Source organism: Paenibacillus arenosi (assembly GCF_014841135.1).
Lineage (GTDB): Bacteria > Bacillota > Bacilli > Paenibacillales > Paenibacillaceae > Paenibacillus_B > Paenibacillus_B arenosi.
The window spans coordinates 22496-39236 of record NZ_JACYTN010000026.1 but is presented as its reverse complement, the minus strand read 5'-3'; the positions used below and the strand labels follow the sequence as shown (position 1 = coordinate 39236).

17 protein-coding genes and 1 riboswitch are annotated in these 16741 nt (G+C 45.6%); all 17 genes read right to left on the bottom strand.

The window, feature by feature from the left end; genetic code table 11:
- Positions 1 to 201 precede the first annotated feature (201 nt).
- The 17 genes from IFO66_RS20630 to pth all read right to left on the bottom strand — a co-directional run bounded on the left by IFO66_RS20630 (position 202) and on the right by pth (position 16691).
- Positions 202 to 693 (bottom strand): S1 domain-containing RNA-binding protein, encoded by a 492-nt coding sequence (locus IFO66_RS20630; protein ID WP_192026928.1) that lies wholly within the window; start codon positions 691 to 693, stop codon positions 202 to 204.
- Between the two features lie 184 nt (positions 694 to 877).
- Positions 878 to 1246, bottom strand: coding sequence for an FtsB family cell division protein (locus IFO66_RS23905; protein WP_225445944.1), 369 nt, complete (start codon positions 1244 to 1246; stop codon positions 878 to 880).
- Positions 1247 to 1260: 14 nt separating this feature from the next.
- Positions 1261 to 1929, bottom strand: a complete 669-nt coding sequence (gene yabQ / locus IFO66_RS20620; protein WP_192026927.1) for a spore cortex biosynthesis protein YabQ — start codon at positions 1927 to 1929, stop codon at positions 1261 to 1263.
- Positions 1926 to 2210, bottom strand: coding sequence for a sporulation protein YabP (yabP, locus tag IFO66_RS20615; protein WP_028595190.1), 285 nt, complete (start codon positions 2208 to 2210; stop codon positions 1926 to 1928). Before yabP ends, yabQ begins: the two co-directional genes overlap by 4 nt.
- 83 nt (positions 2211 to 2293) lie before the next feature.
- The gene (gene queF / locus IFO66_RS20610; protein WP_192026949.1) at positions 2294 to 2785 is read right to left on the bottom strand and encodes a preQ(1) synthase; all 492 of its coding nucleotides are present in this window, start codon (positions 2783 to 2785) and stop codon (positions 2294 to 2296) included.
- Between the two features lie 65 nt (positions 2786 to 2850).
- Positions 2851 to 3573: a 7-carboxy-7-deazaguanine synthase QueE gene (gene queE, locus IFO66_RS20605; RefSeq protein ID WP_192026948.1), complete on the bottom strand. Its 723-nt coding sequence runs from the start codon at positions 3571 to 3573 to the stop codon at positions 2851 to 2853.
- A gap of 41 nt (positions 3574 to 3614) precedes the next feature.
- Positions 3615 to 4103, bottom strand: coding sequence for a 6-carboxytetrahydropterin synthase QueD (queD, locus tag IFO66_RS20600; protein WP_192026926.1), 489 nt, complete (start codon positions 4101 to 4103; stop codon positions 3615 to 3617).
- Positions 4100 to 4822, bottom strand: coding sequence for a 7-cyano-7-deazaguanine synthase QueC (queC, locus tag IFO66_RS20595; RefSeq protein WP_192026925.1), 723 nt, complete (start codon positions 4820 to 4822; stop codon positions 4100 to 4102). Before queC ends, queD begins: the two co-directional genes overlap by 4 nt.
- A gap of 150 nt (positions 4823 to 4972) precedes the next feature.
- A riboswitch (PreQ1 riboswitch) is annotated at positions 4973 to 5016 on the bottom strand.
- Positions 5017 to 5257: 241 nt separating this feature from the next.
- A complete protein-coding gene (locus IFO66_RS20590) occupies positions 5258 to 5536 on the bottom strand; it encodes an RNA-binding S4 domain-containing protein (RefSeq protein ID WP_028595194.1) in 279 nt (92 codons plus the stop codon).
- A complete protein-coding gene (locus IFO66_RS20585) occupies positions 5536 to 5808 on the bottom strand; it encodes an HU family DNA-binding protein (RefSeq protein ID WP_028595195.1) in 273 nt (90 codons plus the stop codon). Before IFO66_RS20585 ends, IFO66_RS20590 begins: the two co-directional genes overlap by 1 nt.
- Positions 5809 to 6009: 201 nt before the next feature.
- Entirely contained in the window at positions 6010 to 7500 is a 1491-nt protein-coding gene (gene yabN, locus IFO66_RS20580) for a bifunctional methyltransferase/pyrophosphohydrolase YabN (RefSeq protein ID WP_192026924.1), read from the bottom strand.
- A gap of 181 nt (positions 7501 to 7681) precedes the next feature.
- Positions 7682 to 9337: an oligosaccharide flippase family protein gene (locus IFO66_RS20575; RefSeq protein ID WP_192026923.1), complete on the bottom strand. Its 1656-nt coding sequence runs from the start codon at positions 9335 to 9337 to the stop codon at positions 7682 to 7684.
- 424 nt (positions 9338 to 9761) lie between these two features.
- Positions 9762 to 10304: a stage V sporulation protein T gene (gene spoVT, locus IFO66_RS20570; protein WP_192026922.1), complete on the bottom strand. Its 543-nt coding sequence runs from the start codon at positions 10302 to 10304 to the stop codon at positions 9762 to 9764.
- Positions 10305 to 10901: 597 nt separating this feature from the next.
- A complete protein-coding gene (locus tag IFO66_RS20565) occupies positions 10902 to 12044 on the bottom strand; it encodes a peptidylprolyl isomerase (RefSeq protein ID WP_192026921.1) in 1143 nt (380 codons plus the stop codon).
- A complete protein-coding gene (gene mfd / locus IFO66_RS20560; protein ID WP_192026920.1) occupies positions 12031 to 15558 on the bottom strand; it encodes a transcription-repair coupling factor in 3528 nt (1175 codons plus the stop codon). Before mfd ends, IFO66_RS20565 begins: the two co-directional genes overlap by 14 nt.
- Before the next feature lie 277 nt (positions 15559 to 15835).
- On the bottom strand, positions 15836 to 16066 hold the full coding sequence (locus tag IFO66_RS20555; RefSeq protein ID WP_192026919.1) for an anti-sigma-F factor Fin: 231 nt from the start codon (positions 16064 to 16066) through the stop codon (positions 15836 to 15838).
- 64 nt (positions 16067 to 16130) lie between these two features.
- A complete protein-coding gene (gene pth / locus IFO66_RS20550; RefSeq protein ID WP_192026918.1) occupies positions 16131 to 16691 on the bottom strand; it encodes an aminoacyl-tRNA hydrolase in 561 nt (186 codons plus the stop codon).
- Positions 16692 to 16741 lie beyond the last annotated feature (50 nt).

The following is a 16741-nucleotide window of genomic DNA, read 5'->3' as shown; positions in this document are numbered from 1 at the left end:
ACAAAAGAAGTGTTGTGACACTTTGTCACTTCAATCGTTGTCGTTACTTTTACACGCAGACGGGGCTTTTCCCTAAAAAATGCCCCATAATAAGAGGCGCATCGCATATTTTAGGTTATTTATGCAAAGAAAAACCGCTGAGAGCATAAACTCTCAGCGGTTCTGTGTGCTATATATGGAATGCGGTAAACTTAAACCGGACTACACTCGGCGAGCGCCACGGCCACCGCGTTTGCCTTCTGTGTTCTTCTTGAGCGATGAAATGCGCTCTTCGCTGTCCTTAAGGAAACGTGACATTTTATCCTCAAAAGAAGGGGTGTTAAACGACGGTCTACGTCCTCCCCGATCCCGATTCCCAAATCCTCCTGGTCTTCCTCCGCCTTCTCTGCCGCCGCCGCCACTTGGACGATCCATACGTGGACCTCTTGGTGGTCGTTGCTGCTGTTCAGATGCAGGTTTATCGACCGCTTGCTTAATAGACAAACCGATCTTACCGTCCTTATCGACGTTAATAACTTTGACCATAACGACATCGTCGATCTTCAGATGGTCATTGACGTCCTTGACGTAGTTATCGGCAATCTCAGAGATGTGAACCAGTCCCGTGACACCTCCCGACAGATCAACGAACGCTCCGAAATGCGTAATGCCTGTCACTTTGCCTTCTAACTTGGTGCCCACTTCAATTGTCATAGAATAAAACGTTCCTCCCTTAAAATGTTAAACGGCACATTGCTCAGAATAACCAGAACCTTTGCTCACTGCGAATCATTCATGTACAAAGAGCTCTGTATATCATATGCAAAGTACAGCTTATGTCGTGATTATACTGTAATGGCGCAAGTTTGGTCAACTGACGCATGTCCCGATTATGAGCCTATTCTTCCTCTGTGCGGATAAGTCGCTCATCTGGCAAAGTCATACCTTTGCTGCGTGCGATATCAAGTAAATACTCAGGGTCATCCAGTCGATTCACTTCATGCTGAAGATCATTGCGAATCTGTTCGGCTTTCTTTTTCTCGACCTCATTCTGGGCATACTCTTTCTGCATGTCCTCTAATTGGAAAATTTGACTGACATACGTATACCCCGCCCAACCCAAGAACACGACCATGAACAACAGCCACAGTTGAAGACGACGCTTCACTGTCTTATGCACACCAGAAGGTGCCCCCGTATTGGATCTGTTTGATGTCATTCGTGCTGTTGAACGGCTGCTCTTATTATCTTTCCGGTAGTCTCGCATAGGTTGTCCCCCTTTCAAGCTTGGTTGTTCCGGTTAGGCCAGTTGCGCAATTGGTTCCAGCATTTTGCACACCATGTTGTTGCTCGTCTGCACAATCGTGAAGCAGCTCTTACTCTTCTTCCCCCGTATTGCTTAAGACGAATCAGTCGCTCAGTCATGCCAAGGCGACGCCATACCGGCTCTACAAGCGGGCGCAACAACCATTGCAGCAGCCACCATAAGGGCTGAATACATTTTAGCACAACTTTTCCGAGGAAAGTAGCCGTCTTTACCAATATACGGAATATATAATATATGAAAAACACGACCCCTTTCAAGGGGAGAAAGACCGTAATATATAGCAGCTTTTGTACCATTCGCACGATTACTTTTATCGCTTGGACAAGCCAGTTTACAACAACAACCGTCACGCGGCTGAACAAAACGACATAAGTCCACGCGCCCACAGCCAGTCCAAGTATGACGTAGAACCGAAATTCTCCCTGATTGCCCTTAATGAGCATATGAAAGACAAACCAAGTGGCTGCTATCCAATATAGGATGTCCATAACGGGTAGTATCCATCGAGGGATGCGAAGCTGTCCTGCAACAACTCGACTAGCATCATAAGCGATACCAAGTGTAAGGCCGCTAACGAACATAAATAGCATTGTTATCCACTGGCTATGCAGAGAAAGGCTCACTTAAACAACTTCCCAAAAAAACCTTTTGATTTATCCGTTTGATTCGCGTCCAAATAGGTCAGGGAGTTGACCACGCCTTCGATCGCTACAAGGCCTTGTTCCAAGCTCAAATTTTTAATATGAAGATTATGGCCTTTAATCGTTAAGAACCCGCTGTCGGTCTCCAACAGAAATTCCTCACTATCAAAGCTTTCGACATTACTAACGCCACTGATTTCTAATACTTTTCGATTCATCATCTTAATTTCTTGCCGCTTGCCAGCCTTGTTCGGTTCTAACATGGCATGTACCCCTCCTTCTCTTTATTAACCTATGAAGGAGGGGAGCGAAAATAGAACTCTATATAAGTTGAACGATTGCTACACTATCGATTGTCGACCTTCTCAGGATATAGATCGTGCTGCATCAAACGCTGCTCAGCCATCTGCTCATACTTGGTACCTGGCTTACCATAATTGCAGTAAGGGTCTATCGAAATCCCCCCACGCGGTGTGAACTTGCCCCACACCTCTATATACCGTGGATCCATGAGCTTAATTAAGTCATTCATAATAATATTGACACAGTCTTCATGGAAATCACCTTGATTGCGGAAGCTAAACAAATACAACTTGAGAGACTTGCTCTCTACACAGCGCTCATCTGCAATGTAGCTAATATAAATAGTCGCAAAATCCGGCTGTCCTGTAATCGGACATAAACTGGTGAACTCCGGACAGTTGAATTTAATGAAATAGTCCCGATACGGGTGTTTATTTGGAAAAGACTCTAGCACCTCTGGTGCATAAGTGGACTTGTACGTTGTATGTTGACCCAAATGAGTTAGTGGAAGCTCTGCTTCCGTGCGTCCTGCCATTGTCATGATTCATACTCCTTTATTTATCGGAAATATTGCTTTGAAATTACAGACTACCTAGAAACTTATACTCCGCGCTTATTCCCCCACACAAGCGTATGCAGCTGGGGGAGTACCCTAGCGTCATTTAACCTTGATTCTGCCGACACTTGCTCAATTAGCCATTCATAACGTCGCAGCAAGCTTTCTACTAACGCCATATCGTCATCAGCCTGTACGGCATCGTTACCCGTTTGAAGAACAAATGGTACCGTGGGATAGCGTTCATGAACGGCAATGGCATAACGAAGATCTTGTTCGTTGAACACGACAACCTTCAAACATACCGCTGTTCGCTCGGCACGAGATAAATGGCTCATGACTTCGTCGAGCCGTTTCCAATCTGTATCCATACCCGAACTAGGTGGTTTCGGAGACACGGTTACATCGTCTATCCCTGCAAGCCATGGCTGCCACTTGGAGCCCTGTGTTTCGACAGCTGTGCGAATACCTCGTTGTTGCAAAAGGAGGACAAGCTCATCAAGCTGTGGTAGCAATGCTGGGTTGCCCCCAGATATCGTCACGTGTGAAAATCGTCCTGCTGCTAGCTGCTGCAACTGTTCCCATACTTGCTCCGCTGTGAGCATCTGTATGTCATGTTTGGCACTTCCATCCCACGTAAATGCAGAATCACACCAAGAACAACGGTAATCACAGCCTGCCGTTCGTACAAACATCGTCTTTTGCCCAATAAGCAACCCTTCCCCCTGCACAGTAGGACCAAATATTTCTAGCACAGGAAGACGCATGTTCCGCCTCTCTCTGTCTAGCAGCTCACGTTGTATTGTACTCATTCCATCATCCACTCTCGTCTAGCTTCTGCATAGCTAGTCGGGGTTTCATACAAACGAACAAACTCTGTTCTGCCACCTATACAACCACTTTTATATGGCTCTACGACTAATGCAGCATCCATCTGTTCAAACAGCCAAATCACCATATTTTCTGCAGTCGTATTCATAGGCGGTAGCGTCTCATTCAAATAACGGTGATCCAAATAAGGCTCGATCCGCTCTTTCCATATATGTTTAATGTCTCCGAAATCAATCGCTAGACCAATGTCGTTAATCATGCTGCTAATACCAAATTCAACTTTATACGTATGCCCGTGCAAGTTTTTGCACTTACCTTCGTATGCATGCAAATGATGCGCAGCGTCAAATGTAAATGCCTTGCTGACCATGACTCTTTTCTGCTTGTAACGCAGTTGATGCCCTTCAATATCTACACCATAGCATTGAAGCTGATCAACGATACGGAATGCTCCCGGCTGTTTCATCCACTCGCCTCCACCGTTTTAGATGTGGCAACTGAGCACCCTTGAGCTTGCGGATTAGGTGCACAATGCAGGTCCCGCTCTTTTAAATAGGTATCTAGACCAGCCCGGCGCAATTTGCATGCTGGACATACTCCACAGCCATCCCCAACTAATCCTTCATAGCACGTAACTGTCTTTTCGCGAATGAAGTCGAGTGCTCCCAACTCATCTGCCATGTGCCAAGTCTGCGCCTTATCTAGCCACATAAGAGGCGTATGAATAACAAAGCTCGTATCCATCGATAAATTGAGCGTTACGTTCAATGACTTAATAAATACGTCTCTACAGTCTGGATAACCACTAAAGTCCGTTTCACACACGCCTACAATTAGATGCTTCGCTCCTAATTGCTTCGCATAGACCGCCGCAAAGGAAATAAAGAGCAAGTTACGCCCGTCTACAAATGTATTCGGCAGTTCCCCATCTTCATGCTCAATTTCCATATCGCTGCGAGTAAGTGCATTTGGCGCCAGCTGATTAAGTAGCGACATATCCAAAATGCGATGCCGAACATTCAGCTCTTCTGCGATGCGAGTTGCATGCTCTAACTCCGTATGATGCCGTTGGCCATAGTCAAATGAAATAGCCTCAACTTCTTTAAATTGCTGTAACGCCCACCATAAACAGGTTGTGCTGTCTTGACCGCCGCTGAAGACGACGACCGCTTTGTCTTGTTTCATCTTGATTGTCTCATCCTTTCGTTTCCCTCAATCGGAGAAAGGCAGACCTGTTATGTAGACGCAAAAAAGGAGATGTGCATCGCACATCTCCCGAAATAAACGTCAACAAATACAGCGCGGATTAGAGCTTACATTTACCCTAATAGAGCTGTGGCCTTAGTTTTTTATAGAGGGAGATTGCGAACCTCTCCCGTACGCGTACGTACGGATTTGATGAAGTTGTAAGGGTCAGTATAACACACCCTCGCAATCATCTGCTACCCCTACTGACTTAAGAAGTAGCTGACTCGTACCTATGATCCTCCATATGTAATGATCACATTATATCTCGTTTCTTTCCATTTAAAACCTATTTTAGACTAAATTCTAAATAACAAAAAGGCAATCGCGAGCCGCCTTCCAACAGCATCACGATTGCCTCTATTCATTACTCATTTACCATCCAAAATCATCTTGCTTTGGAATCGGTTCCTCTCGTAGCAGCGTATACATGCCAGCGGCCTCATCCTTCTTGGTCGTCTCTTGGAGACGCTCAACACGGACCGTTACGTATTTCTGCCCGAACTGAACCATAATTTCGTCGCCTACTTTTACGGCACTGCTAGGCTTCGCTTCGCGGCCATTCAACACAACGCGCCCTTGTCCAGATACATCTTTAGCAACAGTGCGTCGCTTGATGAGTCTAGATACTTTCAGGAACTTATCGAGTCTCATTACTTAACTGCTTCTTTAAGCTTGTTACCTGCTTTGAATGCAGGAATTGTGGATTCTGGGATCTCGATTGTTTTACCTGTTTGCGGGTTGCGACCAGTACGGCCAGCGCGTTTGCGAGTTTCGAATGTACCGAAGCCGATCAATTGAACTTTGTCACCTTTAACAAGTGCGTCAGTTACTTCGCCGAAGAAACCGTTCAATACTGCTTCTACATCTTTCTTAGTCAAACCGCTTTTCGTTGCAATGTTGTTCACCAAATCTGTTTTGTTCATGTCTATTGGCCTCCCAATTTTTTAAATCAATAATAGAGTTGTTGCGGCAACCGCAAACCTGCAATCGTCTTTACTAACAAGCAGTATGAAATACGTTGCATGTATGTATTCTTGCTTAATTAGTAAATTCCTCCCCAAGCACGGCACTTTTTCGAAATTTGACGAAAATTAAGGAATTATAAGAGCCAGCGCTCGCTTGGATTACGATTCTATCAGTTTAGCCTCTTGCCACCACTTCTCCATTTCTAGTAAATCAGTCTGGTCAAAAGATTTTCCGTTTATACGAAGTTGCTCTTCTATATAGCGAAATCTTTTTACAAACTTGCGATTCGTGCCTGTAAGGGCTTCTTCTGGATCTCCCTCGATAAAGCGAGATACATTCACAGCAGCGAACAGCAAGTCGCCCAGCTCTAGCAGCGTATCCTCTTGACTTATGTCGTCTGAAAGAATAGCCTCTCGCAATTCTTGCAATTCTTCTGCTACTTTGTCAAGTACATCTTCTACGCGCTCCCAGTCAAATCCAACTTTTGATGCCTTCTTCTGGATTTTGTAAGCTTTCATAAGGGCTGGAATATCACGCGGTATACCGTCTAAAACGGACGCAGAAGCCTGCTCGGCTCCCTTCAAACGCTTCTCTTCTGCCTTCATTTGCTCCCAATTTTTGAGCGCTGCTTCAGCATCATTTGCTGATTTGTCACCAAATACATGGGGGTGACGGAAGAGTAGCTTTTCATTCAAGCTTTGGATGACATCATACACCGTAAAGCTGCCTACCTCTTCTTCCATTTGGGAGTGAAGCATGATCTGGAGCATCAGATCTCCAAGCTCCTCCTGCATCGCAGTCGGATCGTCATCATCAATCGTCTCCAACACTTCGTACGTTTCTTCAATCAAATTTTTCCGAATAGATAGATGCGTCTGCTCCTGATCCCATGGACAACCATCTGGACTGCGCAAAATACCGACGATTTCATGCAATCGTTCAAATGTCCTATTGCGTACGGCTTCATCTTCTGTTCGTGGGACATAAATGAGAGATAGATTTCCATATCCTTCTACGCGATCCAACTCATAGAGCGGCACGCGAACAATTTGTTCTGCGCCGTGAACACCTAGAGCATGTCCTACAACGACCTCATAGTCATCTGGGTACACTTCCATGAGACTAAGCTTCACATCTGAAGCTGTAAACATATCGTACACCTGTCCGATGACGATATGCAAACGTGGAGATATGGATGCTGGATTAAGCATCGTTGCATCGAGCAATTGGAAGCCATCAATGGGGTCAAAGCCGAGTCGAACAAAGGCTTGATCGAGGAAGCTTTCTCCCCCAAGTACGGTTAATTCAATCCCTTTAGATGGACAGCGTTCCGATAGTAGGCTGACTGTCGATTCAGCCACACGAGGATGCCCTGGCACTGCATAAACGATTGTACCTTTTGTAGTAAGCGCCTTAGCAATAAGCCGCTCTGTAATATCATCATACACTGCTGGGAAACTTTCATGCTCCGTATATACGCTATCAAAGGTTGTATAGGAGATGCCTTCTGCACGAATCCATTCAACAACAGGATGGTCTTCTGTACGAAGGTATAGATGTGCTGCGTCGCGCAGTTGCTTGGCTATGCCGAGCGTCAGCTGGCTCTCGTCGCCGGAGCCTAGGCCGACGGCGATTATTTGTCCGCTCATCGTGAATACAGCCTCCTTCTTGGGCTAAAGGTAGTAGAAATAAGCTATAGTGCACCACAATACGTGATGCGTGTATAAGCAATGTTTCGTGCACGTAAGTGCCCATGCTGCTGCGCTTAGAGGCATGCAGCAGCGCGAGCTAGGCACTGCGTGCCTAGGCTGTGGCGCAGTGCATCACAGCCTATTTATCGCGCGTTAAGCGCGTGGCCAGCGCAGCTAGACGCTGGCCTACTTTCGGCAGTGCGGCAAGCTCAGCCGGCCGCACAAGCCGCAGCATCACTGCGAGCGCGCCGAATAACAGCGCGCCGAGCAGGACGCCTATGGCGGTAGCCGCGCTGGCACCGCCACGGCCACCGCCGCAAAGGTGGGCAACCGCGGTGGCCGTTAGCCACACCGCGCCGCCCATAGCGGCTAGCGCCAGCGCTAAGCGCGCTGAGCCCCAGGCCCATACACTAGGGCCTGCGCCGCCTGCACGCGCAAGCGAGCGTGCTCCTAGCATCGCTGCAACGCTAAGCGATGCCAGCGCGGACAATGCCGCGCCTTCCAAGCCCAACGTCGGCACAAGCCAGACGTTCAGGCTCACCTTCACCAGCGCCGCTACCAGCAGATGCAGCGCTGGTGAAACAACAGCACCGACACCCTGCAGCATCGCAGCACATACTGCTTGCAGAGCGCCTGGCAGCGCTGTACAGGCCACGAGCACGAAGACAAGCGTGCCCTTGTCCTCCATATACAAAGCGGCGTTTACATGCGCCGATAAGGCGGTCAATCCGACCGCAGAAGCAGCGGCAAGCAGCCACGTCCACTTCATCGCAGCCGCCGTCAAGCTTTGCACCTGCTTAGCGTCACCACTCCGCTGAGCTAGAACTAGCGCTGGCACAAGCCCCACCGCCAGCGAGCTAGCAACCATCGTCACGAGCTGAACCAACGGAAATGCTCGGCTATATACACCAAATTGCTCCATCGCCTCGAGCTCACTTGAACCGCTTGCATGTAGCAAACGCGGAAGCGTGAACGTATCTACTACATTCATCATGGGCACTACGACAGCGCCAAGGCAAATAGGTAGTGCCGTCCATGCGAGGCGCCTCATCCACAGCCAAACACCAGATATATTCGATATGGCATCCCGCATCGTAGCTGCCATAATAGTGCCTTTAGCTCGCATATCCTGTACGGCTCTCCATCTTCTCCGTACCATGGTAACAACCAGTACAATAAAAGCAAATAATGCACCAGCAAATGAACCAAATGTGGCACCGGCAGCTAATTCCGCCTCGGTCGATTCATAAACATACAAGACAAGCAGCAGCACAATCATGACGATGACACGAGCCGTCTGCTCCACAACCTGTGATACAGCTGTTGTTGTCATGCGGCCCCGGCCTTGATCATAGCCGCGCAGAACCGCTAATATCGGCAGTATCAGCATCGCATATGACGAAGCACGAATTGCTGCTTCCGTATGCATATTGCCAATCCAACCCGCGATATTTCCTGCTCCCATATACATAGCCACAAAACCGACGACACCAGTTATAGACATCATGATAAGGCCCGCAGCAGCTATTTGATACGTGCCTGTCCGATCGTAAACAGCTTCCGTATCTGCAACTAGCCTAGCGACTGCTACAGGAATACCTGCTGTCGCAATTACCGTTAATAAAATATAAAATGGGTATACCGTGTTATAAATGCCAAACACACCATCGCCCGCAATATTTTGCAGTGGAATCTTCTGTAGGGTTCCAAGCAGCTTGGACGTTACGGTAGCCAAGCCCAACAATAAAGCTCCCTGCACAACAACTCCTGTATGGCCCGTATGTTGTTTCTTCACGACCAATCACGCCTTTAATAAAGTTCTAAAGTTCGAATCATTTCGTGAAGTATTATAAGCATTTACACTGCCCACGTCCACCAACAACAACGCCCTTTAAGAGATAAGCTGTCAGTTATATCAGCTCTACAGCACTCCTGTGAGTGTTCTTATCTTCAACATGTGTCAGTGCAGACTGCTTTATACGTATACATATGTAAATACCTCTACAAATTCTATATGACCGTCCTATACACACCAACACCATGTCATCCAATTCAATCAGCTGTATAGATTTGTGCCGGCAGCATGCAAAAAACTCCCGTCGCATAAACGTGTGCGCCTTCGCGCCCGCTTACGACAAGGAGTCTAATTTGCTTAAGTATAGGTAGAACCACTCATCATTTAAAATGGGAGTGCTTCTGACTGTTTCATTAGTGGAATCTTATTGTTCCATTTGCTTGCCCAAGAAAGCAGCAGCTGTCTCAGCCATTTTTTGTTCCATAAGTCCCATTTTCACGGACTCATCTTTGTTCATCAATACAACTGTACCAATTGGGTCTCCACCAGAGATAATTGGAGCGATAACATAAGAAGACAATGTCTCACTGCTATCTTTTACAATTTCATAAGTACCTGCATTTGTTTCTGTAACCGTCTTGCGGTTTTCCATGCAGTTTTCCAACAACATGCCGATCTGCTTGTCCAAAAATTCTTTCTTGGAACCACCAGCTACTGTAATTACAGTGTCACGGTCAGAAATAAGTGTAATGTGGTTTGTGCTCTCATATAGAGATTCTGCATACTCCTTAGCGAAGTCGCCCAACTCACCAATTGGAGAGTATTTCTTCAAGATTACTTCTCCATCACGGTCAACGAAGATCTCAAGCGGATCTCCCTCGCGGATGCGCAACGTGCGACGAATTTCCTTAGGGATAACGACACGTCCAAGATCATCAATACGACGAACAATACCAGTAGCTTTCATGACATATATGCCTCGCTTTCACAATTGTGTGTGGTTAGGACTTGCTTAAGTATTATTGGTAATCAGAGGCGATAACGATATGGACTGTTAAACTGACCATAGTATTCAACTGCCTCCATGTTCTTATACATACTTCATAATACGTAGGGAAACTGATCCAGGTTACAAATAAAATCACATTTTTCGACACTGTGCGACAAAAAACATTGCTGTTTTCAAAAAGTTTTCACATATTCATCTATCATTTATGAAAAAACCAGAAAATTGGTCAAGTATCCCTTTCAAAAATCCACCTTTGACATCTTACTCGATTATCCCAAAAATGTCCACCTTTGGAGGACGATTATTTTACATTCTTGCATAAATAACGTAAGTTTTATACCGATAAATCAACAATGTTACCAATTTCAATCAATAGAGTGTTTACCTGGAATGTATTTACGTCTATTGTGAGTAGACATTTTTTAGGTGGTTTCTTGTTACTTATTTACGGTTTCCCTTTTGCTGCACAAGAAAACAGCCATCCTTTGGCAAAAGGATGGCTGTCGATTATTTAGAACCATGTAGTAATATTTATTCACATATAGGTCTTTAGAACTATTTTTTATCTGCCTCTTCAACTGGCTTGTCCGCTTCTGAACCTGCAGCAGGTTTGTCAGCTTCTTTTTTATCAGCTGGCTGCTCTGTTTTAGGTTGCTCCGTCTTAGGCTCCTCAGCTTTAGGTGTTTCTGGCTGTGGAACAGGAGGAAGTTCAATTTTCTTGATAAGTTTTGGCAACTCATCTTTCATGAACTTGTCCATGTATTGCGTAGCAGCAGTTGCACGCACCATGTTCATTTCTTCCTCTGTCAACTTATCAAACTGTTTCTCTGTACGCTTTTCAACACGCATAACATGATAGCCATACTCTGTCTCAACTGGCGCAGAGATTTCGTTGATTTTCAACGTCAATGCCGCTTCTTTAAAAGCAGGTACCCATTGACCCACTTGTGCGTCTGCATACAAGCCGCCGTTTGCCTTAGAACCACCATCTTCGGATACTTCTCCAGCAAGCTTAGCGAAGTCTTCACCCTTCTTCAGGCGAGCCTCGTACCCTTTAGCAATTTTCAATGCTTCTTCCTTCGTACGCTCTTTACCGCCTTCAGGCTTGAATTGTACAAGGATGTGACGCACGCTTGCTGTCGTCATTTCGTTCTTAACTTTTTCGAACTCAGCTTTCAGCTGCTCGTCAGTTACTTTTTGATTCATATCTGCTACAACCGTCAAGATACGGGCTGTGAAATCTCTCATTTCAGCTTCTGTTACTTTTTGAGCTTCAAGCATTTTTTTGAACTGCTCATCGCCAAGCTGTTTTTTAATTGCGTCGATTTGCTCGTTCGCTTTTTTCTTTCCTTCATCTTTCGCCTTATCTGTCGCTTTCTCAGCTAGATATTTATAAGCGATCGTTTCTTTTGCAAAATGCTCACGGAATTGTTCAATTTGCAACAATTGTGCAGATTGCGGGTCGAAAATAGAGCGGATTGCAATTTCTTTATTGAACTCATTCTCTGTAAGTTGGCCGCCTTCATACGTAGCAACCACTTTGCTTGTGTCTTTCTTAGCTTCTGTTTTTGTGCCTTCTTTAGTCTCTCCAGCGTTGTTTTCAGAACCAGCTCCACAGCCTGTTACGACAAGTGCGAATACAAGCGTTAGTGTCATCAACATCCCTTTCCAGGAACGTTTCGAATTATTTTGTGACATTTTGGAGTTCTCCCTTCGATTTTATTGCATCTTTTGCTTCTTGCATCAATTGCTCCAGCTTCATCAAGAGTTGCATTCCATCGTAGCCGCGAGCTTGTAACTTAATTGGACCGTTGACATTTTGGTCTACGACGAATCGTCTGTCGACACTAGTTGCCACAGTAGCCAACTTCTTGCGATCAAGACGCGCCTCTGCCATAGGATGTACCTTTAACTGTACATCATCTCCACGTTGGGAGAATGCTTCAAAGCCATACTGCTTGGCGTACCACTTTAGGCGCGAAACAGCTAGCAATTGCAACACTGCAAGCGGCGGTTCACCGAAGCGATCGACCAACTCATCACGCAGCCCCTCAACTTCATCAAGTGAAGTAAGGCCAGCAACTTTTTTATATATTTCAATCTTTTGAATACTATCATAAATATAATCGCCGGGCAAATAGGCATCAATATTCAGATCGATCAGCGTCGTCCAATCTTGCTGCTCCTCCATAACAATGCCATCCAACTCCGCTTTGCGCTTGGCCACTTCATCACTCAGCATTTGAGAGTACAAATCAAAGCCTACTGACGCAATAAATCCATGCTGTTCTGCACCTAATAGATTGCCGGCACCACGAATGGATAGATCTCGCATTGCGATCTTAAAGCCCGATCCTAGCTCGGTGAACTCTTTAATGGATTGAAGACGCTTCTCTGCTAATTCATTTAGTACTTTGTCGCGCTGATACGTAAAGTATGCATAAGCAATCCGGTTCGAACGCCCAACGCGGCCCCGCAACTGATAGAGCTGAGAGAGGCCCATCTTATCCGCGTCATGTACGATAAGTGTATTTACGTTAGGTATATCCACACCCGTCTCGATAATACTCGTGCTTACCAATACGTCGTGTTCGCCATCCAAGAAATCAAGAATCGCCTTCTCCAGCTCCTGTTCAGACATCTGCCCATGTCCAACCGTCACCTTTGCTTCAGGAACGAGCATTTTAATGTGATCCGCCATTTGTGTAATTCCTTGTACCCGGTTATACAAATAATACACCTGGCCACCGCGCGCTAGCTCACGCTCAATCGCCTCTCGCACAAGCGCATCACTGTGTTCCAGCACGTACGTCTGCACTGGGAAACGATTTTCTGGCGGCGTTTCAATAACCGACAAATCCCGAACACCGAGCATTGACATATGCAGCGTTCTAGGAATTGGTGTAGCTGTTAACGTCAGCACATCCACATTCATTTTCAGCTTCTTCAGCTTCTCTTTATGAGTTACACCAAAGCGCTGCTCTTCATCTACGATTAATAAACCAAGATCCTTGAATACAACATCTTGAGAAAGTAAACGATGCGTACCGATAATCACATCGACAACACCTGACTTAACACCCTTCATCGTTTCATTCTGCTCCTTACGAGAGCGGAAACGGCTTAATACCTGGATGTTGAACGGATAGTCTGCAAAGCGCTCACGGAACGTTTCATAGTGCTGCTGTGCCAAAATCGTGGTAGGTACGAGCACGGCTACTTGTTTGCCTTCAATAGCTGACTTGAAAGCAGCACGAATTGCCACCTCGGTCTTGCCATATCCTACATCGCCGCATAGTAAACGGTCCATTGGACGAGGCAACTCCATATCCTTCTTGATTTCCTCAATGGCGCGAACCTGATCTCGTGTCTCATCATATGGGAACATATCCTCAAACTGCTGCTGCTCAGATGTATCCTTTTCAAAAGCATAGCCTGGTGAAGACTGCCTGGAAGCATACAATTTAATTAAGTCATCTGCAATATCTTTAACCGAAGAACGAACTTTATTTTTTACTTTTGTCCATTCCGTACCACCGAGCTTATTGATCTTCGGTTCTTTCTCTTCCGAGCTTACATAACGCTGAATCAAATGTAACTGATCAACAGGAACGGATAGCTTGTCGCCTCCCGCATACAAAATATGCAGATAGTCTTTGTGAATACCATTAATCTCTAGCGTACCTATACCTACATACTTACCAATTCCATGATTATGATGAACGACGTAGTCGCCCACCTTCAATTCAGAGTAACTGCGAATCCTTTCCGCATTATCTACTTTAGCATCCGATCTTCGCACCGTTTTACGCTGCTTTTGGGAGAACATTTCTGCTTCGGTAATAACGATCAAATGGACCGACGGAAGCTCAAAGCCACTCTGTAAATTGCCTTTCATAATCGTCGGCTCAGGAATTTGATAGTCTTCTAGCACCCGGCGCACTCGATCTACGCGTTCATCACCATTAGCTAAAATAATGACATTCGCATTCGACTTTTTCCAACGTTCCATCTCTGCTTTTAGCACATTCATTTGTCCGTGGAAATTTTGCATCGAACGGCACATCACATTAACGATATTTTGTGGATGTGTATTAGGTACTTGGCGAAGGAAGAGTGCAATGAAAATAGTTTGGAATGGTCGCTTCGTCAATATATCGTCAGAAGATTTACCAAGACCAAGTGCAGGCATCGTCTTGCCATGCTGAAGCAAATGAGTATTCCATTCTACTTCATCCCGCTCTAGTTGCTTAGCTGTTTCCAACACACGAGCAGGTTCGTCAATGATAAGTAAAGTATCTTTTGGCATGTAGTCATACAAGGTGTAGCCCTCTGGATACATCAAGGTTACATACTTGTACATTTCATTGAAATACATGCCTTCACGCAATTGATCAATCTCATGATGAATCTCTTGGCGAAGTCGATCTTTTACATGACGATCACTCATCTTAGCCAGCTGCTCATCAAGTAACTGCGCTGCTCGATCAGCAGCCTGTTCGAACTGGCCGCGCTCGCCAATTAGCTCTTTACTCGGCGTAATAAGTAAACGGTCCAACTTCTCCAACGATCGCTGATCGGTTGGATCAAAAGAACGAATAGACTCTACTGTATCATCAAACCATTCCAAGCGATAAGGCAGTTCTGATGTGTATGGATAAATATCCAGTATTCCACCACGAACACTCATTTCACCTTTGGACTCGACGCGTTCCGTACGCTCATAGCCGACCGACACCAAAAATGACAGCAATGATTCGAGTGGCTGTTCTTGATCAACAGCAATCGTCACTTCTGCCTTCGCCATTACTTCCTTATCTGGTAAATATCTGCGCAACCCGGCATAAGGAGTTACAACAATTCCTCGAAAACCTTTAGCCAAGCGTGTCATTGCTTCAATTCTCTGGGCAATTACTTCAGGGCTTGAAATGGCTGCTTCAGCCGCTACCAATTCATTGGCAGGGTATAAGAGGACTTGGTCTGGAGATAGACACTCTTGTAAATCTTCCGTAACTTTCTGTGCGGAAAACATATTATGTGTCACTACAAGTACTGGACGATCTAGCTGTTCAGCCAATGATGCCATCATCACTTGGCGTGCAGAGCCAGATAATCCAGATACAAGTTGTTCTTTCATACCGGCACGAACGCCAGATACGATAGAATTCATATCGCTCTCAGTAGATAATGCTTGCATGAGTGCATTTAACAAAGATAGGCACCTCTTTCTGTAACCAACCAAGAAATAACGAGCAAAGTTCCCTTTATGTCAGAAACCATACTCCTATATCATTACGAATATGTATACGATGATCATCGCCATATTCGATTGACTAACCACCATGTTGTGCTCCGTCTCATGAAAGCCTATCTTGCTGTAGCACGGATAAACAATAGGTACATGCTTATGACATTCGCGCCAAAAGAGCCTCGGCTAATTAGCCAAGGCTAGCAGAACGACCTTAACGATAGTAGGCGGATACACATCACTATTGAAGGGGCGAAGCTAGAAATGCTAGTTCTGGATGCCTGCTATAAGCCTCCTGACATAAATCACATGTCATTCGCACCGTTATGTGACCATCTGCTTGATGCTGAACATAGTGACGGTGCTCCTCCTCCGTGAGCTGGTGGAATCCAAGCCTCACATCATCTGCTGTCGCTGCTTCTAGTCGACCTAGCAGCGAGTGGCAATGCTCGCAAACATAATTCACCGACATGTATATGCCTCCTCAGAACGCAATATACCGTCTATTATGCCCCACAGTTGCCACCATTAGCCGATTAACCGTTGTATTTTGCCATTGTCTGCTCAAAATTATGGGTTAATGCATATTCAACCGCATCACAAGTACGCTCAACGGTCTGCTCTAATAACGAAGCGTCCGCCTTCGGAAACGCTTCCAGTACATAATCCGCAATATCACGCCCAGGCGCCGGACGGGAAATACCCATACGCACTCGATTAAAGGACTGTGTGCCTGTATGTGCAATAATAGACTTTATCCCATTATGCCCACCTGCGCTGCCTTGATAACGGAGACGTACTTTTCCAAGCTCTGTATCCATATCATCATACAAGACAATAAAATCATCAAGACTAGCTTTGTAAAAGTCCATATAAGCACGGATAGTCTCGCCCGACAAATTCATATAAGTCATTGGCTTGATTAACACGACCTTCTCTGTACCTACACGTCCTTCTCCGATCAATGCCTTAAACTTGGTTTCTTTTACTTCAATGTTGAATCTTCTTGCCAACTCATCAATCGCCATAAATCCAATATTATGGCGCGTGTTAGCATACTTTGTACCCGGGTTTCCGAGTCCAACAATCCATTTCATGCTCTCTCACCTTTCTAAGCATCTTGCATTCCCTAGCTCCTAAAAGGATT